The following is a 20,432-nucleotide window of genomic DNA, read 5'->3' on the forward strand; positions in this document are numbered from 1 at the left end:
ACTACTGTAATGGATGATGCATTTGTTGGTTGTATCAATCACTTTCTAGATTAAATGAATCCTATTTCAAGACATTTCCATTAGCGTTCAACTATTTCCGTATATTGTACGAACTAACTAAAAAATATAAATCATGATTTTACCTAAAAAAAACCTAGCATCAGGGGTGTTTCCTTTATTATTAGTTTCTGTATTTCTATTAATTTGGACTTATAGGGGAGTTGCACAAGAGAAAAAAAATCTGTTTAATGAATATCTAGTGATTTCTTCAAATCCCAATGAAGCTACCTATAGTCAATCTAGCAATGAAAAGCTCCATTCTCTTTATTATATGAATACTCAAATTTCATATGAAGATGGTAAATTGCAGACGAATTATCAAAACTCCACCCAATTTGTTGATTTTAAGTTTAACTATACGTTGGTGAATTACTATCCACTTATTGAAGGACACGCATGGAGTAATTGGCGAAAGCAAAAAGAAACAACTGGAAGTAAATCTATGGATTACAATATCTTATCCGATTTCATAAAAAGTGAATAGTTACCTATTTAAGAACTTATATTAGCCGAAAATTACACTAATAGCATTGTCTAACCAATTGTTTTAGTATGTGGTTTTTTACAACTACCACCATATGATTTCAGGTGACGGGGTAGTTGGTGAAATAAATAATATTTAATGTTAATTAATTTAAAAGATTAAAATATGAAACAACTAATTGTACTCATAATTTTCACTTTTTCTTTTGTTTGTAAAGGGCAAACAGAACTAGTGTACAACGCAGAAGAAGTGATGGAAATGAACGATTTATTTTATAAAAAAAAGGACACGACTCTCATAACTGGTAAAGTTAATACTTATGATATTACTGGAAAAAAAATAAGATCAGAGGTAAATTGTAAAGAAGGTAAGGCAGAAGGAGTAACTAAATTTTGGAATGAAAATGGAAAATTGGAAATGAAAATTAATTTTAAAGAAGGACAGCCTGATGGAATAAGTAGGATGTGGTTTGAAAATGGCCAATTAGAAAAGGAATTCAACTCAATAGCAGGTGTCAGGGAAGGATTATTTAGTGAATGGTATGAAAATGGGCAATTAAAAGTAGAAGGAAATTTTAAAGAAGACAAACAGGACGGGTTGGGTAAAGAATGGTATAAAAATGGACGGCAAAAATCGGAACAACGATTTAAAGACGGCAGTAAGGAAGGATTGTTTAGAAATTGGTATGAAAATGGTCAACTTCAAGAAGAGGCAAATTTCAAAGATGATAAATTGGAAGGATTATCAACATTATGGCATGATAACGGTCAGAAATTGATGGAAGGAAACTATATGAACGGTAAATTAGAGGGACAATGGACTAGGTGGTATAAAAATGGTCAATTAGAGCGAGAATCGAATTTATTAGATGGTGTTCAGGAGGGGATAGCCAGAGAATGGCATGAAAATGGACAACAAAAAACGGAGCGTCTATTTAAAAATGGTAAGCCAGAAGGAATAAGTAGGATATGGTATGAAAATGGTCAATTAGAACAAGAAGTGAACTTGATAAATGGTGTCCGTGATGGTGTATATAGAGAATGGTATGAAAATGGAAAGCAAAAATCGGAACAGTTATTTAAGATGGAAAAGCCAGAAGGAATTAGTAGATTTTGGTATGAAAATGGAAAGCTAAGTAAGGAACAGCTATTTAAAGAAGGGCAAGCAGAAGGTGTTAATAGGGAATGGTATGACAATGGTCAATTAAAACAAGAAGTAAACTTAATAGAGGGTATATTAGAAGGTTTATATAGAGATTGGTTTTACAATGGCCAATTACAACAAGAAGCCTTATTTAAAAATGGAGAACCAGATGGACTAATTAAAGTGTGGCATCAGAATGGTCAATTAATGAAGGAAGGGAATTACACAAATGGTAAAAAAAATGGACTCCAAGTATTTTATAATAAAGATGGCATTATTGAGAAAAAGGAAACTTGGGAAAATGGAATGCTTAAAAATTAGGACACTATCTACTAAATCAAGTTTCTAAGTCCCTATCAGACACTATCCCGTAAAGTATGTAAACTCATTAGGGGTCGATAATTTGCTCATAGCTAGGAATTTTTATCACCATACTTGATTTAACCATCACACAATTTCAGATGTAATAGTGTATAATGTGGGGGTTAATTAAACATTATCAATTCTGTCTAAAGTTTTAGTAAGTACTGTATGATAAACTATTATTGATAATTCAAAAATGCTTGGTTCGAGTCCAGCTCCCGCTAATAAGTAAGACTCATCTTCATTTAATGTTGATGAGTTTATTTATTAATATTTTTTTTCTCTCAATTTTCCTATATTTAGCCAACTTGTTTTTTTAAATGAGTAAAACCTAAACATTTAGACTTTATGATAGGGCTTTTTAGAACAATTATTAATAAACTTTCTGATGATAAGTATTATTTTAAATTCTTACCACTTATTTTTAGTTTTATATCGGGTTTTTCTATATTTTACTTTCTATACATTTTTAATGCATATGGTATTCAAAAAGGATTGTCGTATTCAGGGCATTCACTGCTTTTCAGATGTATTAGTTTTGGTTTATTGACATTCACATATTTAACCATTTTTGAAATAATATTAAAACCAAAACTGAGTGTTACAGGTTTTGGATATTCATTTATATGGTATGCAGGTTTAATTTTTCTTGGGAGTCAATTAATTTTTATTCTGTTCAATTTCTTTTGGAATTGGCAAGAATTAAATATGGAATCCTATTTACTTATTATAATAGAATTTCCACTAATGATGATATTTCCATTATTTTTCTATTTAGGTCTAAAATCAATTATAAAATCAAGGAGCCAGGAAGAAAATTACTTATTATTTCAATCTGAAAACGGGAAAGACAATTTAAAAATTAGAAAACGAGATTTTTTGTATGCTGAATCTTTGGGGAATTATATTTCTGTTGTCTTCTTAACAAAGAATAAATCCAATAAACATCTTATTAGAAAACGGCTTAAGGTATTAGAATTGGAGTTAAAAACTATTCCAGAAATAGAAAGAAGCCATAGAAGTTATTTAGTAAATAGATTAAATATTCGAAGCATAAAGCAATCAAAAGCAAAATTACATGTTGAAATTGGTTCTGCTATTATACCTATTTCTAAACAATATAAAGATTCTTTTCTTTCGTAACTAGCATTTCATCCCTCATTGCCTGGTTTCATCACAAAACCCCTTGAAAACACGATTAATGTGATTACAATCTTAATATTTGCAAAAATGAATACCACGAAGAAATTAAAGAAAATATTATTAGCTGTTTTTTGTTTGTGCCTTATCATAGGTTGCTACTCAGAGAAATCAGATGCATCTTTACAAAACAATGAAAAGCAAGCACAAAAAATTGACTCACTTATAAAAAGCAATTATAAACAAGAGCTTTTCCATGGTGGAATAGTGATTTCCAAATATGGTGAGACCATTTATGAGAATTACTTAGGTATAGCAGACAGAACTTGGAATATACCTATTCAAAAAAATGTTAAATTTGATATAGCCTCACTTAATAAATCAATGATAGCCGCTTTGATTTTAAAAGCAGTTGAAGAAGATAAGCTTCATTTGAATAACAAACTTGTTGCGCTGTTATCCAATTATTCTTTTGAAGGCAGCTTTCATCCTGAAATCACCATACATCACCTTCTCAGTCACAGTTCGGGACTACCCGATTATAATAGACTACCTGAAGAGCTTAAATTAAATAATTTTCTAAAATTTAAGAGGTTTAGATTCTCTAACGAGGAATATATTAATTTTATTAGTAAGATTGAGCCGTTAAGTGAACCTGGTAAACAATTTTATTACAGTAACTTTGCCTATCATTTACTGGCAATAATTCTCGAGGAAACCTACAAAAAACCTTTTGCAGAGATTCTTAAACTAAAACTGACCAAGCCATTGGGATTAAAAAACACAATTTCTGAGAGTAAGAATGAAGTTTCAATTAATGAACTGGCGAAGGCTTATTTATTTGATGAAGTTACTCAGGAATGGTATCAAAATCCGTTCATTGATTTCAGCTTAGGGAGAAGGATATTTTCAACAGCTTCTGACCTTAACAGATGGGCACAGGTTATGGATAACCCAGGTTATCTAAAGAAAAACTCTTTGCAATTAATGCAACAGAATCATCTTTCTCAAATTTCAAATATCGTTGGCTATGGTTATGGGTGGGTAGTATTCAATAAAGAAAGTAATAATGAATTCGGTAATTTGGGAATTAACAAAAAATACATCATACATGGTGGCAGTACAGATGGATATAAAGCAATGCTTATTAATATAAATAAAGGAGAGTACGTAATAAGCTTCTTAAGTAATGTCGGAAATCGAACTCAGGAAATGCAACTGTCACAAAAGATTATAAATATATTAATTGATAAAAAAAACGATTGAACTATTTTCAAAATAATAGTTTAATTTAACCAAAATAACTAGAAAAAATATAATGAACAAAAATTATTTATTAGTACTATTAGGAATTACATTTTTATTCAGTTGTGAAAATAACCCAACAATAGAGGGGCTATGGATTGTTAAATCTGTAACAGTTGGAGAAGAAGAAATGACCCCAAATGGAAGATGGATGAGATTTAACTCTGACTTTACACAGGAATCAGGTAATGGGTGGTTTCAACATTCAACTGGGGAGTGGAGTTTAGAACCAGACAATCATGAATTAACCGTTATTAATGAAAATGGTTTAGATGACCTTAATGAGCCTTTTAAAGTAAAAATGTCTAACAATGAAATGATTTGGGAAAGAATGGAAGAAGGACTGATTGTTATAGTTAAATTAGAAAGAATCATCCAGCTTCCTACTACATCAGGGGATAAACTACTTGGATTATGGAAATTGGATGAGTCAGTTGGAACGGATAATTATTTCTCGACTTCAATGGGAACTAATGATTATCTTTTTTTTAGATGGGATAAACGCTTTGTAATTGGGACAGAAAATGGTAAAGTTCATGGTGTTTATAATGTACATGGGCATAAACCAGAAGTTGAATTAATACCGTATGGAGAACAATTTGAAAGAGATTTTTGGATAATTGATTTTGATGAGAATACTTTAAAATTAAAATTATTAAATACTGATAGCATAGTTTCAAGAAATTTTATAAGAATTCACCAGTTTCCACAAAATTAATAACTACCTATGGAAAATAAAGAATTAAGTAGAAGTTGAGAAAGCTAGAAAATGAAAATATTGCGTTGAGAATGGAGAACTAATAATACATAAAATTTTGATTTGAATATATTAACGACACTATCCCGTAAAGTATGTAAACTCATTAGGGGTCGATAATTTGCTCATAGCTAGGAATTTTTATCACCATACTTGATTTAACCATCACACAATTTCAGATGTGGCCCTGGTTGGTGGTGGGCAATATCCTCAGCCTAGAGAAATTTCATTATCGCATAACGGTGTTCTGTTTTTAGATGAATTACCAGAATTTAATCGCACTGTTTTAGAAGTTATGCGCCAACCTTTGGAAGATAGAGAAGTTACTATTTCAAGGGCAAATATTACAGTTAATTGTCTTAGCAGTTTAATGTTGGTAACTTGTATGAATCCAAGCCCAAGTATTTATTTTAATGACCCCGATGAAGAATTCCTTAAGAAATATAAACAGGTAAGGATGAACTTAGAAATTTTCAAAAACACCCAATCCAAATAACGCAAAATCGTATTTTACAGGATCATTTTTATCCATTTTTCTTAAAGAAGTATCTAATTCAGCTAATGCTTTGGCATCATTTTGTTTGCGTGTTAGTAAACCTAATTTTCGGGCAACATTTCCAGAATGTACATCTAAAGGACAAGAAAGTAGTGCAGGGCAAAGGCTTCTCCAAATACCAAAATCAACGCCTGTATTGTCATTTCTAACCATCCAACGTAAAAACATATTAACTCGTATAATAAAGGTAGCATAATATTTCTATGTTCAATTGCAATAAATTACAACTAAACTAAATACAGCCAAGCCTATAGGGAATGCAAAATCTAATATCGTGGTAAATATTTTTATTACTTTACTAATTTTCCTTAACTTATTTTCCACTTTATTTTTTGATTCAGTATCAATTGATAAATCACTAAAACTTTTTAAAGCAAAACTTATATCATACTTCTGTAATGATTTTATATAATAATTTGGAAATTTATCACTAGCTGTTCTTATTACAAAAGCGAAAATATAAAAGACAATAATAAAACTAACAAGGTGGGTTAAAAAATCAGCTTCCCCAAATGGAATTGAAAACCCTAGAAACTCAATATTACCAGTTGAATATTTTATTAACTTTTTTAAGATAATACCCACTACAGATATTATTAATAAAGATTTTCTAACTTTTTTAACATCATCAAATTCAAAATTTTCACTCATAACAATTTTACTTTAATTATTTATAATGTAAAGATAAATCATAAGATATTTAAAATAGAATTAAATTAGCAAATCAAATAGATATTAAGTATTTATGATAAAAACCGAACTTAAAGAATTTTTAGACCAAAAAGTCAATCAATATAATAACCCTAACTTTATTGAAAGTGACCCTATACAGATACCTCATCGCTATTCTTTAAAAGAAGATATTGAAATATCAGGATTTTTAACCTCGACTATTGCTTGGGGTAATAGAAAAATGATAATTAAGAATGCGGATAAGATGATGGAGCTTATGGGGAATTCTCCCTACGATTTTGTGATGAATCATAAAGAGCATCATTTAGATTCTTTAGACGGTTTTGTCCATAGAACTTTTAATAGTATTGACCTAGCATATTTCATTAAAGCAATTAATCATATCTACACAAATCATAATGGATTAGAAAGTATATTAAACCATTATGCAACTAATGATTCTCTTCAACCAGCTATACACCAATTAAAGAAGGTGTTTTTTGAATTACCACACCCATTTAGAACCACAAAGCATATGTCTGAACCTTTTAAAGGTTCGGCGTCAAAAAGATTGAATATGTGGTTAAGGTGGATGATAAGAAGCGACAATTCAGGAGTAGATTTTGGAATTTGGAAATCTATATCACCTAGTGTATTATCTTGTCCATTAGATGTACATTCTGGTAATGTTGCTCGTAAACTTGGAATTTTAAATAGAAAACAAAATGATGCTAAGGCATTAGCTGAATTGGATGCAAGTTTGCGAGAATTAGATAAGAACGACCCTGTAAAATATGATTTTGCGTTATTTGGATTGGGTGTTTTTGAAAATTTCTAAGTTCATCTTTCCCTCTTTAAATTTCTTAAGAAATTCTTCATCGGGGTCATTAAAATACCCACTAGAACTAGGGTTCATACTAGCTACAAGCATAAAACTACTTGGGTATGTTACTGTAAATCGTGCTCTAGAAATGGTAACTTCTCTGTCTTCCAAAGGTTGCTGCATGACTTCTAAAACGGTTCTTTTAAATTTAGGTAATTCATCTAAAAATAACACGCCTTTATGCGATAATGAAATTTCTCCAGGTTGTGGATATTGTCCGCCTCCAACCAATGCAACGTCTGTGATATTCTTTATTGTGTGGGTCAATTAAATAATCTCTAACAAGACCGTCATCCCTTGCGGTAGTATAATAGGTGGTAGTAGATAAGGTGTTATTCTTTTATAATATTCAAGCTAAAATAAAGATTTACAATAAAATTATTTCAAAATCAACAATTAACTAGATTAACTGTTACTGAGTCGGTTAAAATAAGGTTGTCCAATTCAATTATTGAATTACTTCCTTCATTTATTACCATAGTTACTTTAATTTCGTTTCCTGATTTTACAAAAGTGTATAGTATATTACTGGTTTCAGAATAAGTACATCTTATTACAAACCTATCTTTAGAATTTGTAATCACTTCAATACTCTGAAAACTATAAGCCGTTCTAGATTGAACACAATTTGTTCCAAACCAATGTTCAAATGGATTAACTAAAGTAGGTCTAAAATCAAAATAATGATTATTATCAGCGTTAGCCCCTGACCAAACCATCTCGTCATTCAATAATAAAAATGTATTATCAAATTCTCCAGTTTCAGAATCTTCCTTACTACATCCATTTAAAGAAATTGAAATAATTGTAGCTACAATTATTAAAAAAAAAATGTTTGATTTTAAAATGGGATTTAAGATTTTCATAACTTTTTATTTCATAAATAATTTAGGCTAATTTAACGAATTATATCATTAAAGCAATGTGCAATTCCAATAAATTGTTCAGCCATATTGATTTTAAAAATTATTGTAGACTAGTATTATTTTATTAGTAGAGATAGCTTTTATAAAAATTGTGCAAACATCAGTCTTTTAACTTTTTGAGCAACGCCAAGGCTACAACCACCAAGCCTTGCAGCTCTTCTAAGGGATTGAGCAACCTCTAATTCCTGAGCAACTTTTTTATATTTCTTTAAGAATTCTTCATTGGTCATGCTACTTCCATATAAACGTCCTTTATACTTTCCTTGTAGCTTTGCCAATTCAATACCAGCTTTCTGACGTTCCAACATATTGTTACGTTCCATCTCAGCCACGTTACCCAGAACAGATGCAATCATCTTAAAGGTTGGATAGGTTGTAGTAAGGACCTTATTGCCAAAACTCTAGGACATAGTTATGGGAATGCCGTCACAGGAATCTATTTGAAAGGTTATGGAAATGAAGTAATTGACTTAGCTAATGAATCTTTGATAGCATTGTTGGATAAAACTATTTAATTCGCATATATAATAGTAGAATAATTAAGGTGATAAATATTGGTTTAAATATATATTTGATATGATGGTGATGTTTTAATGAATGTCTTAATGGATACAAGATTCATTTGAGGGTGTTTTAAGCTATGTTGTGAAGGTTTTCAATAAAGATTATATTGGTGAAATTGAATACACTCCAAAAAATATTAAGTTACCAAAACCAAGAACAAGTTCTTTATTTAAACTGTTTTTTGGTGGGTTTTGTACCCTCACGTACAGGGTTACATTTAAAATTTAAATTTTTAGTATCAACAATGTATTCTTCTAAATTTCTATAATTCCATTGAATATCACCAACTTCATCTGTTAAAACTAATATTTCCATGTCAACCCAACGGACATATTTTTGTACATTAACTTTAACTTCATCTTCAGTAATTGTGGTAACAGCTATATCTCCTTTAATATATATCTCTTTTCCATTATCCACACAATAAACAAGTTCACCCTGAGTAAATTCAATATAATTGAGTATAGGGACTGGGGATTTTACCATACAAAATACTTTTGTACCTGGTTTAATCGTAAAATCAATCATAAAATAAAATTTTCAAATTCAAATCAGATATATTTAATTTTTTAAATGAAAATTAGAATGACATAAGAGGTCTATGACTTTATTCGAAATAATTGTAATTAAGATTTCTGAGTATAATCTTAATAGTTGAACCCTTAGCTTTAATTTTCAAATTCAAAATGAAAATATAAAAGTAAGATTTTTCAAATGAATTCAAATGATTTTAAATGGGTAATTGCCTTTTCGTTTTATGATTTTAGTATTTTTTAATTATTATCAAAATTTAGAATGTTTCCAACCAAATAAGAATTGGCTAAAAACTAGTCTTATCTGAAAAAATAATTTTAATTTGAAGCCATGTGTCTTGCCCAAGATTTAAAGCTATTACCATAAATCCCTTTAATAATAGAAGAAGCTTGTTGCGATGAAGTTGCCTGACATGACACCTCCACTGGGTGGCCACCAGAGGTTAGCCATATACGACCACTATAAGTTTTTGTATTCATAATTATTATATCATTTTTCGATTAGACATTACTTTTTTTACTTTGATTATTGTAGCACTAGAAGCTCCCGTTATATTATTAATTTCCCTGATGGTCAACCCTTTTTGTAGCTTTTTTTGAATTGCCTGATGGCGTTGCAATAATTTTGCATCTGATTGAGTCGTTCCTAGTTTTCTACCTGTGAATTTCCCTAGGGCTTTACCGATGGCAATTCCCTCAGCTGTTCTGGTCTTAATTCTGTTACGTTCCATTTCTCCTATACTAGCCATAACACTAATTACTAGCTTTGCCATTGGATTTTCCTGACCATTGTCTAATAAGGTTGTAAAACCTTCTTTTAGTGATTTTAGATTTATACCATTTTTAGTAAAAGTTTCAATGGTGTGCAATATGTCTAGTAGGTTTCTCCCTAAACGGTCTATTGAATCAACTACAACGGTACAGTTTTCTGAATTGTCTGTTATTTGGTCAAACATTCTTATTGCTTCGGGTCTTTCAAAAAATGGTACGTTACCCTGAATTTTTTCAATGAATACTTTTTTGACATCGTAGCCAACATGAGATTTAAAATTTTCTAGTTGACGACTTGAGTTTTGTTGAGCTGTTGAAATTCTGGAATAGAAGTAATACATAGGTTTAATTTTATTGATTTTTGTTTTAAAATTAGACTCATAATTATTTTAAAACATTTGAATGGGTTTATAGTACTTTACAAATTTTAAGTTGCTTCATTTTATGGTTATAGTCTAAATCTGAAACAGAGGGCTATTTACCCTCTATGTAATCCAGAACATTTACAAGCATATCACAATAGACATCTTCAACTTCTTTTTTCACATCTCCCTTTTTGTTTAAAAAAGTGATTGTATAAGTGTCAATCCATTTTAACTGAACTCTAACAAATCCCTTATGATGAAATCCGTTTACTTTAAATTGTAAACCTCCTTGGTACTCTTTGGATTCTGGCAATGCTACATAGTTTCTAGAACCATAAGCCATTAATGCCCATTTGTCAGCGTAATTGATTTGTGCAATGATTGTTTTAGCGATTTCCATATAAATAAAGTGTTACTTGATTAATTCTATACAAAGTAAAGAAATATTTCATTAATAAGCAAACAATACTTTATTTATCTCTAAAATAATAAAGTATTACTTTATTTTATTATATTTGTATAAAATATATTACATGGAAATTTTAAGATTAAAAGAGTTGATGTCTCAAAAAGGGATGAGCCGAGAAGATTTGGCAAACAAGGTTGGGGTATCTATGACTACAATAAGTAATATTAATTCTGAAAAGAATTTACCAACAATACATTTATTGTTGCAAATTGCTGAAGCTCTCGATGTAGATATTAGAGAAATGTTTGTACCTACTAAAGGGAATGTCGTTACCCAAAGTGAGGTGGATGAAGCTAAAGATTTTATTGAAAAAGGGTTGAGAATTTTAGAAGGTAAAAAATAACTCGATATTTATTCAGAAGCTCAAGGTCGGATGGTTTGTTTTGCATTTCATAAGCTCTTCGCTTAAGGTTTTCCAATTTTATTCTAAATCTAAGATTGTCCAGCTGGCATTGAAGCCAATTTATATCTTCTGGGCAATCTGAATCAGATAATCTACTTTCATAACGTTTAATCCTATTTTCTATTTCCAATATGTCCATATATATAAATATGTAAATACATTTTGAAAATTCATCTCTTTAAGACCAATTTGTGAAATTAAGCGTGCTGAAAACCAATGATATCTGGGCTACGACCTATGTAATGATTATTATAACATATACATCTAAGGTAGACACCCAACCAATCCTTGTAATCCTTTGCCATCATGGGTTTTTACCAATTACCCATCAAAAAACATGTCAGGAATGTTGACTTATCTTGACATTAATATTTGGAAATGATGACTGAAATTCACAATAACAAAAATTATAGATAATAAAATGACCTGTACTAATAAAAAACCACCCCCAATAGGAGGTGGTTAAAAATTGCTATGAAAAAGATTGTAGGAAAAAATAACCTACATATCTAATGTAGAAAATCTATTTTATTTTCACAAACATAAATTACTCTAAAATAAAGCTCTTAAAATTTAGAAAAATAATTTTCTGTATATACACTTCCAAATAATACGATTTCAAAATTTCCAAAATTTAAAAACCATACGGATGGGCGTATATACGTAACTACCTGATTATTAGCATATAAGGCGGTATACGTAAGTGGTTGATTATTAGTGCTTTAGATTGAGGTTTCCTATGTAGGGAGGGTCTAGGGTATTGAGATATCCCAAATATATCACACGTACCTCGATATGCATATCCTTGGAGGACTCTTAATCGTACTATTAGGTACTAATAACGCCACTTCATTGGATGTACAGACTGCGAAACAGTTGTTGTTCACGGTTCCTTGGGTACAATATAATGGTTATATAACAGCATATTTGCTTCATTTAACAACACTTTTTTTTAAAAACTTGATATTTATTATATAAACACAAGAACTATGGGAAATCGCATGCCTAAAACTGGAGATTCAGCCAATAATGAGATATTTACAATGAGAATCAGCAAAAAATTGAAGGATAAGTTAAATGAATTGGCCAAAAGAAAAAATAAGAGTTCATCTGAATTAATAAGGGAGCTTATTGAATCCGCATCAAGGTGGTAAATTCCATTCAATCATTGGGCGCAAGATATGGTTGATATTGTGGAGGTGATTTATGGGCGGCTAACGGGTCATGTGGACCAATATGGAGGTGGTTTAAGTGTGATATGGATGCTTTCAACACTGATTATATGTGTGAAATAACATCCGTTAAGGGGCTTATGAAGAGGTTAATTTTCGGATGTAGCAAATCAGTTTGACACTATCCCGTAAAGTGTGTAAAAATTCAGATATTTCTTTTTTGATAAAAGTGGTCCTTATATACGATTTTAAGTTAAACCACTTTTTACGAATAAATCCAAATATTTCTTTTTTACTTAATGTCATATCTTATGTTAATAATGTGATTAACAACAACTCTCTTTTAATATCCCTTCACAAACGTTATCTCATGAGCCTTACACAATCTCTGCTCCTGAACATATTCGTTTATATCATACCAACCACCTGTTTTTTGCCAAATATCCAGACCTCTGCCAAGAACCACCTTCCAGCCATTATCCATCACAATAGAACGGTCATGAATGAAATCATCAAACTCATATGTGAAAAGGATTCCTAACGATTCTAATGAATAAGACATTTGTTCAAATGCTTCTTTTGCGTTTTCAACATAATCTTCATTGTTTGCAGTTACCAAATGAAGTTTTACTTCAACTTCAGGGTCTTTCTTTTCAGCTATCAACTTAGCAAGCTCCATAAAGTTTCTTAACTGATATGGTAACCTAACATATGGGTCAATAACTTTTATGTCAGTAGCTCCTAATAAGTAAGCCCCAAATAATAAATCATAAGATATTCCTATTTGGTTGTCTCTAATAATTTTTTGTCCACCTTGGAGCTCAATTGGGCTCTCTTCAGTAAAAGTTGAGGTAGTTTCTTGATGCGCTTCAGCTTTAATTTCAACAACTGGGCTTTTTTTCGGACCATATTGAATGACTTCTAAGGTATCAACGTTAATGATTTCACCCGTGCTTTTAATAGTATAACTGAAGTCAACCTCTTCAAAGGTTTCATCCATTTTCTGCAATTGTAGCTTTACTCTTTTTCTATTCTCAATAGCAAAATATAACAGCTCTTTGGCATCACTTTCAGTTATTTCATTATGAGGATAGATTACTTTTACCAAACCAGCATAGGTCTTTGCAATGGATGTTTTATCTCTAGTGGTAATGGAATTTGATAGCTCAAAAAACTTAGAATAATCATGAGTTCTATCTTCTTTTCTTAAATCCTTCAGAATCTCAGCCAAATAATCTACAATGAACCCGTAGTTTGAAGTGAACATTTCATTTCTTAATTTTTGGACTTCCCACCCTGGTATATAGGCATGTAATCTATCTAAAAAAGCGGTGTCATAGTAATCTTTTGGTAGCGCATCGAATAAATCACTATGCTTAATCATATAGGGAACAGTGTGGTCCGTATTTCCAACAAAAACCATTGAAGCAGATGCTCCATAAACTTGTGTTCCTCTGGAAAATGATTTGTTGGCCATATAGTTTTTCATAATGTCAACCAACCCTCTGTCAACTCTTTTGGTTTTACCAGCAAATTCGTCATAAGCCACTACATCCCAATAACCAACAAGACCGATATCACCAGTGCTGTTATTTACAAAGAGTTTTGCTTTAGAAACTTCACCACCCGAAATCAACATCCCGTGAGGTGACAATTCTGAAAATATATGTGACTTCCCAGTTCCTTTTGGTCCGAGCTCAATAAGATTGTAATTATTTTCAACAAATGGAACCAATCTCGTTAGTTGAATCAACTTAGACCTAAAAGTAAATTCTTCTGGATTTAAACCAATTGTTTGCAGTAACACATCAATCCATTCTTCCTTTGTAAATGCTTTTCGTGCTTCTTTATACTCATCCACATCAGCATTCGAAACTTGAATAGGCTTTATATTTTCAATTATCCAAGGCGTGGAATCTCTTTCGTCAGTATGGAAATAAGCTAACGTTAAAATGCACCATACTCCGCTAGATAGTAATTTTTGATGCTCTTTAATTACTGAATCCGCAATTGGGATTCTGTTGAGGCCTAGGTTTGCAAAAGACGCTTCATATTGGTCCTTTTTATCATTTAAGCTTACGGATACCTTATCAATAATACGATGTGAACCCTTATCACGAACCGTTGCTTTTATGAGTTGAGCTTCATCTCTATGAACAAAATGTTTGGCAATAATATTCTTAACTGTTTCAACACCTTCAACAATTGTTTCCTCATCATCCGTTGCACAATATTGGCCTAATAAATATTCCAATACATAAGTAGGTACAATGGCATTTCCTTTCACCAATTTGGTTAAATCTTTACGAACTACCTTTCCTCCAAAATGCTCATTTAATTTAATATCTAGTTTTTCCATAGTTTAAATATCATCAAAATCGTTAGTAAATGATATGTTTAATGTATAATAGTATTCCTTGTATTGCTTCCATTTGGTAGTTCCTTCAACTGGTTCTTCCAATATGAATTGCACCCGTTGGTTCTTATACTTTCCACTTGCTTTCCCCATCAATTGGAATCTATGTTTCACTTCCCTTTGGCGTTCACTTCCTTGTTCAATATCAAAGTTGTATTTGAATTGGTCACTTAATAACTCTCCATCTTCAGCATAAATACCAGCACGAATTGTCCTTGCAAGTACTTTTTCTGTTACCAAGTCAGATTGAATAAAGGATACTGGTAAAATATTCGTTGTAATTCTATCAGTAGATTTAATAATATCAATATCAACTTGAGAAGTTGTGTCCTGACGCTTTTTAGTGACTTTTATGACGGGAATTATAATCTCTTGTAATGATGCTCCACCATGAACAAATCTGGAGCCAGAGGCACTAACTCGAAGTCTGTTAATAGACTTAGGAATCAAAATATTGGCATCTGATTTTAAACCTAATTGGCTTCCTGTAAATGCTGTTGTGCTATTATCTCCTTTTAAATCTTCTCCTATTACAAATCTTCTATTCTTCTTCCAGATTGTACCATTATAATTGGATTCAATAAAATCACTTTCATCCAAAGGATTATTCTGATAAATAAAACCGTGGTCCGATGTAATTATCATATTATTCCCATTCATATTGGCTATTTTCTTTAACATATCCATCAGGAAATCCATCTCATCCTCAACAGCATCAAAAGTTTTTTCTTCAGTTTCTAATGTATCCCCCGTGTTATCAATTCTGTTATGATAAATGTAGATGAGGTCGTGTTTTTTTACAAATTCTCTTCCTTCAGTAGCAGAATTAAAATTCATAAAGTCTTTAGCTTTAATAGCTGTTGCTCTCACTCCTGAATTGGTTGCTAATATTTTTGCTCTTCCTTGTGTGCCAGAACTAGACATTCCATCAACCTCTGCTGAATCTGAACCTTCTTTAAATGAAATTTCTTTATGAGGCAATAAAGAAGCCATTCCTAGTTGTGTATAAGAAGGAAGTGAAGCCACCATCGAATCGATAGATGATTCATATCTGTTTTCCGCTTGAAGTCTTTCACTCAATTCAGCTCCGCATTCATATCTAAATGCATCTGAAATAATTACAAACAATCGTTGCTTCTTCTCAATGAATGGCACAACGTGATTTTTAAAGAATGCTCTCTGACTGTTCCCTTTTTTAAATGGCCAAACCTCAACATTTTCAATCACCTTTTGCCAGTTATTGTTGTTGTTCAACAACCAATCATTGGAGTATATTTTTTCTACTGTTTCAACTAAATGTGCTAATATTTTGTTTTGTTTTGTTTGCCTGAAATTCCAAATGAATTTTCTATAAATAAAGTCTACTTCGTACAAATTCTCTGAGTAGTTTTTTACACCTTCATCAAACGATTTATAGGTTGTTGATGAGGTTTCTTTAGCTTTATCAACAAACTGAGCTCCATAAGTGATACAGCTGTAGAACGGTTGAAATTTATTGTTCCAAAACTTATTTTCTCTCTTCTTTATATACTTTAAAACTTTTTCTGTGGTAATGCTTCCTTCAGCTAATTGCGTAACTAGTTCGTGAATTACTTTTAAATCTACCAATTCAAATAAATCATCATCAATAATAGTATCTAAAGTAGTTTCATTCAATTTGGATTTAATATCCAAATCTTTTGCTATTTTTTCAGAAATTTGGGCAAAGCTATCTCTAAATTGAATAGTGTCTTTCCATTGCAATAGTAATATTCTAGACTCTTTGTTTAACGTATTTTTAGAACCCAATATAAAATTGTGATTAAATACCTCTAATAGAAAATCATATATGGATGGAGCTTCATTTAAATAATTAAATTGGTGTTTAATTCTCCCCCAATAATAGTTGGAGAGATTATAACGGTCTAAGTTTTTATCAAACTTATCATTCCCATCAATAAATTCTGAGCTATGCGCTTGGATAAAAGTGCTTAAATTCACATAGTCTGTGTTGAATAGCACGGCCAACATTTTACTTCTAATATCTTCGTGTTGGTCACCTTCTCCCAACAACTCTTTTAATTTGGTTCTTCGTCCTTTAGATTTAAAGAATTCTATATGTTCTGCCACCAATTCTTTGAAATGATACCCCATTCCAATTTCTTGCATAAACATAGCCTCTTGGTCTGTATGAAAAACGTGGTGTGCCAATTCCAAATCCAACAACCAGTTTTCTTGGTTTAGAGGTTTTTTATCTGTAAAGTAGAGCAAGAATTTCTTTTTTGGGTCTTGTTTAGTGATGCGATATTTTACTTCGAACTCATTGCCATGAACGTGAATTTTATCTACCCCATTAATATCTAATTCTTCATATTGCTCAGTGAATTCTTTCTTTTCATCATACCAAAAAGTAATACGTGAAATATTGAGTATTTTTGTTAGTGAATTCTCTAAATTAATATTACTCATTCTTGTAATTTTAGTTATGGTCCTTTTTTAGAAACCTTTATAATTTATTCATCATCAAAAAAATCACCTTATCTCTTATGCAAAAAGGTAATGGTAGTTTTTATCTTTATTCTCTATTAAATATTCAGTGTTACTTTCCAATAACCAACCAGCCTTTTGGTTGTCAAAATTTTCGTCAATAACTTCCATTTGATTTATTCTATAGTTTTGAAGAATATTTTTTAAATTTCGTTTGATTTCAATATCGTTAACAGTTTGTTCATTTTTAATTATTAAATTAACTTCAATATCAAATAGTCTCTCTAAATCAATTTTCTGATTTTTAACATAATTAGCAAATTCCATCGACTGTATTTTTTCAATTTCTAAATCTACTAACAGAATAAAAACAATTTTTTCAATTTTTTTCTTGATTTCATCTTTTAAAAATGAAGAATAAATATTACATAAATTTGGAACTTCCTCTATCTTATTGAATCCAATCAATATTTTTTTACTATCATCTATAAGTTTATGTATTGGTTTTAATTTGAATTTTAATTGCTTAAGCTTATCCTTTGCAATAGAATTTTCTTCTACATAAAAAATAATATCAGAAGGCTTAATTTTGGCATCAATATTTAAATGGAATTGCTTTTTAGAAAACCAGCAAGAATTTTGAATTCTATTATTATTATCATATTGAGAATCTAAGTCTAGACCAATTTTCTTAAATTGTTCTTCAAAAAAATTGTTTTTAAATACATTTTTAGCATCCTTAGATTTAATTAATTGTGGTGTTTGGTTAAACCTCCCATGTTTTAATTCTAAAAATTCCGAAATCAACTTAACTTGTTCCACATCTTTTAAACTAAAATCATAACTCTTATCAAATGGCATTTCAAAATTATTTTGAGATAGTTCAAATGCAAGTTTTTCAATATTAAAAACGTCTTTCCTCAGTGATTTTATAAAATATACTGATAATATATTTTGATTGAAAATTGAGATAAAAAAAGCAACCCAACAAAACAGCTCATCTTTATTATCATAATTAATTTGTTGGTATAATTTTTCAAAAAAATCATTTTCAGCATTAAATGATTCAATATGAATTGAAGCTAAATAATAGCCTAATAAAAAATCAATTTCCAATTCCAATTCCAATGGAACGGAGGCTAGATTATTATTTAAGATATCAATACTATCAAATTGTAGAAATTCTCTCAACCATTTTTTAATTGCAATAACATCCTCATCGCAATTAATATTAAGACTAGGAATGTAATTGTCAACTATAAATTTCCCCCACCAAGTTACTCTGAAAAAATTATCAGTAACAAACTTATCAACTTTAACATTAAGTATTGGGAACTTTGACTCCTTTAATAATTCTAGCATTAGTTTTCTTCTTATTCCCGAAAGAGAATTGAACTCTTGAAGAACCTTTATCGTTTTAAGCTTAAATTTACCTCCTGATGAATTACTAAAATTATGATAGAAAATACCCAACAAGCCATTTCTCATTTTAACATAATCATTAAAATCATATTCATATTCATCTAAAATCATCTGATTCTTAAAAGTGTCTCGAACCTTTCTTTCACTTAATTTGATTAAACCTTGAGGCAATTTATAATGATTGATAAAAAGGTTTTCTTCATTCTCAGGTATGTCAAAACAATTAACAGCTGTGAAAAGTATTAAGTGATTCCCATTGTAATTTGATAACATATTTTTATCAACGAATAGACAGATACTTAATAATGCTTGTGCTCTTTTTATATTCAATCTATTTTCCCTTAGTACTAAACAGCGATTAAATATTAGCTCTTCTGCTTCTTTTAACGATATATATACTTTTATTTCAGTCATAACTAATTATTTAATTTAAAAAATATCATCAAGTGATATTTCTGGAGCTTTTACTTCATTCTCTATTTTTAAATCTTTTAGCTCTTTTACAGTCTCACTCGTCCTAATTATATATAAGTTTGAGTTTGTTCTAGTAATGCTAACATAAATAACATCTCTTAACTTATTTTCACTTCTAAGACGTGAAACGATACCACTTGAATTATCAAAACCAAATAATATTACATGTTCAAACTCTAATCCCTTTGAGCTAAAACTAGAGACGAGTAATGGTGTTGTTGAAGTAAAATCATGGGTTCTTAAATCTCTATTTGAAGCATAGTATTGATGGTCAATATTATTCGAGTTCAAATAATAAGAAAGTTCCTCAAGTCTATTGTTGTCTGGACAAATAACACCTATCCGTTTTCTGTAGATTTTAATCTCTTTTAAAATCTCACCTACTTTACTTAATTCATTATTTAAATTAACATCAATAAGTTTTGGCTGTGTTTGGGAATCTTTAGAAACTTTCCCAACTAAATCATCATTTTTTCGAGAAAATACTTTAGCAAGTTTAGCAATATTCTTGTGAAACCTAAAAATAACAGATAGAGCTTCAAATATTCCATAGTTTTTAACACTTTCTCTGTTGAGGTTTGTTTTATAAACACCTTGGTCAAAATCTCCGAGAGTCAATACCCTACTAGACATTTTCTTTATCAAGTCCCATTCTTCAGGAATTAAATCTTGAACTTCATCAACAATAGTAATACCATGTTCTTTTGTTATACTTTTTTTGTTCAACTCGCTTAATAAAAAAGAATATTTTTCTTCATAGGGAGCATTATAATTTTCAGGCTTAATATCGTGTTGTCTAGCCAAATTCCAAAAAAACTTATCTTTTGTTACAATAGTTAAGTTATCTCGAATTCCTAATTCACTTAAAGCTGATGATAGATACCCAAATAAGCTATGATTGTACATCATCAAAAGCGGTCTGACATTTGATGATTCTACCATATCTCGTAAAGTATAAAGACTTATTAAAGTTTTTCCTGAACCTGGAGGACCTTCTACAAAAAGATTTCCTGTTTCTCTGGATATTCTTCTAATAACTCCTTTTTGTTCGTTTGATAGCTGGTTGTACGGTATTAATATTGACATAA

General features: G+C 30.4%; 17 protein-coding genes and 4 pseudogenes. 9 read left to right on the top strand and 12 right to left on the bottom strand.

Annotated elements, in window-relative coordinates; genetic code table 11:
- The first annotated feature begins 133 nt into the window (after positions 1–133).
- The 6 genes and pseudogenes from CHB67_RS01270 to CHB67_RS01295 form a co-directional block, all read left to right on the top strand.
- The gene (locus tag CHB67_RS01270; RefSeq protein WP_089379924.1) at positions 134–544 is read left to right on the top strand and encodes a hypothetical protein; all 411 of its coding nucleotides are present in this window, start codon (positions 134–136) and stop codon (positions 542–544) included.
- Between the two features lie 165 nt (positions 545–709).
- Complete coding sequence (locus tag CHB67_RS01275; protein WP_089379925.1) at positions 710–2,008, top strand: toxin-antitoxin system YwqK family antitoxin; 1,299 nt, start codon at positions 710–712, stop codon at positions 2,006–2,008.
- Between the two features lie 390 nt (positions 2,009–2,398).
- On the top strand, positions 2,399–3,193 hold the full coding sequence (locus tag CHB67_RS01280) for a LytTR family DNA-binding domain-containing protein (protein WP_089379926.1): 795 nt from the start codon (positions 2,399–2,401) through the stop codon (positions 3,191–3,193).
- A 60-nt stretch (positions 3,194–3,253) separates the two neighbouring features.
- Positions 3,254–4,456, top strand: coding sequence for a serine hydrolase domain-containing protein (locus CHB67_RS01285; RefSeq protein WP_141119665.1), 1,203 nt, complete (start codon positions 3,254–3,256; stop codon positions 4,454–4,456).
- 52 nt (positions 4,457–4,508) lie between these two features.
- Entirely contained in the window at positions 4,509–5,213 is a 705-nt protein-coding gene (locus CHB67_RS01290; RefSeq protein ID WP_089379928.1) for a hypothetical protein, read from the top strand.
- A gap of 202 nt (positions 5,214–5,415) precedes the next feature.
- Positions 5,416–5,748, top strand: a pseudogene (locus tag CHB67_RS01295) (ATP-binding protein); the annotation flags it as partial.
- On the opposite strand, the pseudogene CHB67_RS01300 reads toward CHB67_RS01295, so the two are convergent.
- Together CHB67_RS01300 and CHB67_RS01305 are read right to left on the bottom strand one after the other, a co-directional pair.
- Positions 5,716–5,985 (bottom strand): annotated as a pseudogene (locus CHB67_RS01300) (DUF2400 family protein); the annotation flags it as partial. The pseudogenes CHB67_RS01295 and CHB67_RS01300 sit on opposite strands and share 33 nt — an antisense overlap.
- 30 nt (positions 5,986–6,015) lie before the next feature.
- Positions 6,016–6,459: a hypothetical protein gene (locus CHB67_RS01305; RefSeq protein WP_089379929.1), complete on the bottom strand. Its 444-nt coding sequence runs from the start codon at positions 6,457–6,459 to the stop codon at positions 6,016–6,018.
- Positions 6,460–6,553: 94 nt separating this feature from the next.
- Here CHB67_RS01305 and CHB67_RS01310 point away from each other — a divergent pair, with 94 nt between their 5' ends.
- Positions 6,554–7,318: a TIGR02757 family protein gene (locus tag CHB67_RS01310; protein WP_089379930.1), complete on the top strand. Its 765-nt coding sequence runs from the start codon at positions 6,554–6,556 to the stop codon at positions 7,316–7,318.
- Here CHB67_RS01310 and CHB67_RS01315 read toward each other — a convergent pair.
- The 6 genes and pseudogenes from CHB67_RS01315 to CHB67_RS01340 all read right to left on the bottom strand — a co-directional run.
- Positions 7,286–7,609, bottom strand: a pseudogene (locus tag CHB67_RS01315) (ATP-binding protein); the annotation flags it as partial. The gene CHB67_RS01310 and the pseudogene CHB67_RS01315 overlap by 33 nt on opposite strands.
- 143 nt (positions 7,610–7,752) lie before the next feature.
- Positions 7,753–8,229, bottom strand: a complete 477-nt coding sequence (locus CHB67_RS01320) for a hypothetical protein (protein ID WP_089379931.1) — start codon at positions 8,227–8,229, stop codon at positions 7,753–7,755.
- A 140-nt stretch (positions 8,230–8,369) separates the two neighbouring features.
- Positions 8,370–8,660, bottom strand: a pseudogene (locus tag CHB67_RS01325) (recombinase family protein); the annotation flags it as partial.
- 358 nt (positions 8,661–9,018) lie between these two features.
- The gene (locus tag CHB67_RS01330) at positions 9,019–9,381 is read right to left on the bottom strand and encodes a hypothetical protein (protein ID WP_089379933.1); all 363 of its coding nucleotides are present in this window, start codon (positions 9,379–9,381) and stop codon (positions 9,019–9,021) included.
- 490 nt (positions 9,382–9,871) lie between these two features.
- Positions 9,872–10,498 (bottom strand): recombinase family protein, encoded by a 627-nt coding sequence (locus CHB67_RS01335; protein ID WP_089379934.1) that lies wholly within the window; start codon positions 10,496–10,498, stop codon positions 9,872–9,874.
- A gap of 133 nt (positions 10,499–10,631) precedes the next feature.
- The gene (locus CHB67_RS01340; RefSeq protein ID WP_089379935.1) at positions 10,632–10,922 is read right to left on the bottom strand and encodes a hypothetical protein; all 291 of its coding nucleotides are present in this window, start codon (positions 10,920–10,922) and stop codon (positions 10,632–10,634) included.
- 133 nt (positions 10,923–11,055) lie between these two features.
- Between CHB67_RS01340 and CHB67_RS01345 the strand changes: the two genes are divergently transcribed.
- Together CHB67_RS01345 and CHB67_RS01350 are read left to right on the top strand one after the other, a co-directional pair.
- Positions 11,056–11,334, top strand: coding sequence for a helix-turn-helix transcriptional regulator (locus CHB67_RS01345; protein ID WP_089379936.1), 279 nt, complete (start codon positions 11,056–11,058; stop codon positions 11,332–11,334).
- A gap of 1,049 nt (positions 11,335–12,383) precedes the next feature.
- Entirely contained in the window at positions 12,384–12,548 is a 165-nt protein-coding gene (locus tag CHB67_RS01350; protein ID WP_089379937.1) for a ribbon-helix-helix domain-containing protein, read from the top strand.
- A 361-nt stretch (positions 12,549–12,909) separates the two neighbouring features.
- Here CHB67_RS01350 and brxL read toward each other — a convergent pair whose 3' ends face one another.
- The 4 genes from brxL to CHB67_RS01370 form a co-directional block, all read right to left on the bottom strand.
- Positions 12,910–14,925 carry a BREX system Lon protease-like protein BrxL gene (gene brxL, locus CHB67_RS01355; RefSeq protein ID WP_089379938.1) on the bottom strand — a complete coding sequence of 672 codons (2,016 nt, stop codon included), beginning with the start codon at positions 14,923–14,925 and terminating at the stop codon, positions 12,910–12,912.
- A gap of 3 nt (positions 14,926–14,928) precedes the next feature.
- Positions 14,929–17,430 carry a BREX-1 system phosphatase PglZ type A gene (gene pglZ, locus CHB67_RS01360; protein WP_089379939.1) on the bottom strand — a complete coding sequence of 834 codons (2,502 nt, stop codon included), beginning with the start codon at positions 17,428–17,430 and terminating at the stop codon, positions 14,929–14,931.
- A gap of 75 nt (positions 17,431–17,505) precedes the next feature.
- Positions 17,506–19,284: a hypothetical protein gene (locus CHB67_RS01365; protein ID WP_089379940.1), complete on the bottom strand. Its 1,779-nt coding sequence runs from the start codon at positions 19,282–19,284 to the stop codon at positions 17,506–17,508.
- A gap of 15 nt (positions 19,285–19,299) precedes the next feature.
- On the bottom strand, positions 19,300–20,430 hold the full coding sequence (locus tag CHB67_RS01370) for an AAA family ATPase (RefSeq protein ID WP_089379941.1): 1,131 nt from the start codon (positions 20,428–20,430) through the stop codon (positions 19,300–19,302).
- Positions 20,431–20,432: the final 2 nt, after the last annotated feature.

It is taken from the genome of Lutibacter agarilyticus (genome assembly GCF_900188235.1).
In the GTDB taxonomy this organism is placed as follows: Bacteria; Bacteroidota; Bacteroidia; order Flavobacteriales; family Flavobacteriaceae; genus Lutibacter; species Lutibacter agarilyticus.

What these genes read in the sequence shown, in the direction of transcription:
- pglZ (WP_089379939.1), bottom strand. Translation starts at nt 17,430, where the DNA reads ATGAGTAATATTAATTTAGAGAATTCACTAACAAAAATACTCAATATT.
- CHB67_RS01335 (WP_089379934.1), bottom strand. Translation starts at nt 10,498, where the DNA reads ATGTATTACTTCTATTCCAGAATTTCAACAGCTCAACAAAACTCAAGT.
- CHB67_RS01270 (WP_089379924.1), top strand. Translation starts at nt 134, where the DNA reads ATGATTTTACCTAAAAAAAACCTAGCATCAGGGGTGTTTCCTTTATTA.
- brxL (WP_089379938.1), bottom strand. Translation starts at nt 14,925, where the DNA reads ATGGAAAAACTAGATATTAAATTAAATGAGCATTTTGGAGGAAAGGTA.
- CHB67_RS01370 (WP_089379941.1), bottom strand. Translation starts at nt 20,430, where the DNA reads ATGTCAATATTAATACCGTACAACCAGCTATCAAACGAACAAAAAGGA.
- CHB67_RS01330 (WP_089379933.1), bottom strand. Translation starts at nt 9,381, where the DNA reads ATGATTGATTTTACGATTAAACCAGGTACAAAAGTATTTTGTATGGTA.
- CHB67_RS01350 (WP_089379937.1), top strand. Translation starts at nt 12,384, where the DNA reads ATGGGAAATCGCATGCCTAAAACTGGAGATTCAGCCAATAATGAGATA.
- CHB67_RS01365 (WP_089379940.1), bottom strand. Translation starts at nt 19,284, where the DNA reads ATGACTGAAATAAAAGTATATATATCGTTAAAAGAAGCAGAAGAGCTA.
- CHB67_RS01320 (WP_089379931.1), bottom strand. Translation starts at nt 8,229, where the DNA reads ATGAAAATCTTAAATCCCATTTTAAAATCAAACATTTTTTTTTTAATA.
- CHB67_RS01290 (WP_089379928.1), top strand. Translation starts at nt 4,509, where the DNA reads ATGAACAAAAATTATTTATTAGTACTATTAGGAATTACATTTTTATTC.
- CHB67_RS01280 (WP_089379926.1), top strand. Translation starts at nt 2,399, where the DNA reads ATGATAGGGCTTTTTAGAACAATTATTAATAAACTTTCTGATGATAAG.
- CHB67_RS01305 (WP_089379929.1), bottom strand. Translation starts at nt 6,459, where the DNA reads ATGAGTGAAAATTTTGAATTTGATGATGTTAAAAAAGTTAGAAAATCT.
- CHB67_RS01345 (WP_089379936.1), top strand. Translation starts at nt 11,056, where the DNA reads ATGGAAATTTTAAGATTAAAAGAGTTGATGTCTCAAAAAGGGATGAGC.
- CHB67_RS01310 (WP_089379930.1), top strand. Translation starts at nt 6,554, where the DNA reads ATGATAAAAACCGAACTTAAAGAATTTTTAGACCAAAAAGTCAATCAA.
- CHB67_RS01340 (WP_089379935.1), bottom strand. Translation starts at nt 10,922, where the DNA reads ATGGAAATCGCTAAAACAATCATTGCACAAATCAATTACGCTGACAAA.
- CHB67_RS01275 (WP_089379925.1), top strand. Translation starts at nt 710, where the DNA reads ATGAAACAACTAATTGTACTCATAATTTTCACTTTTTCTTTTGTTTGT.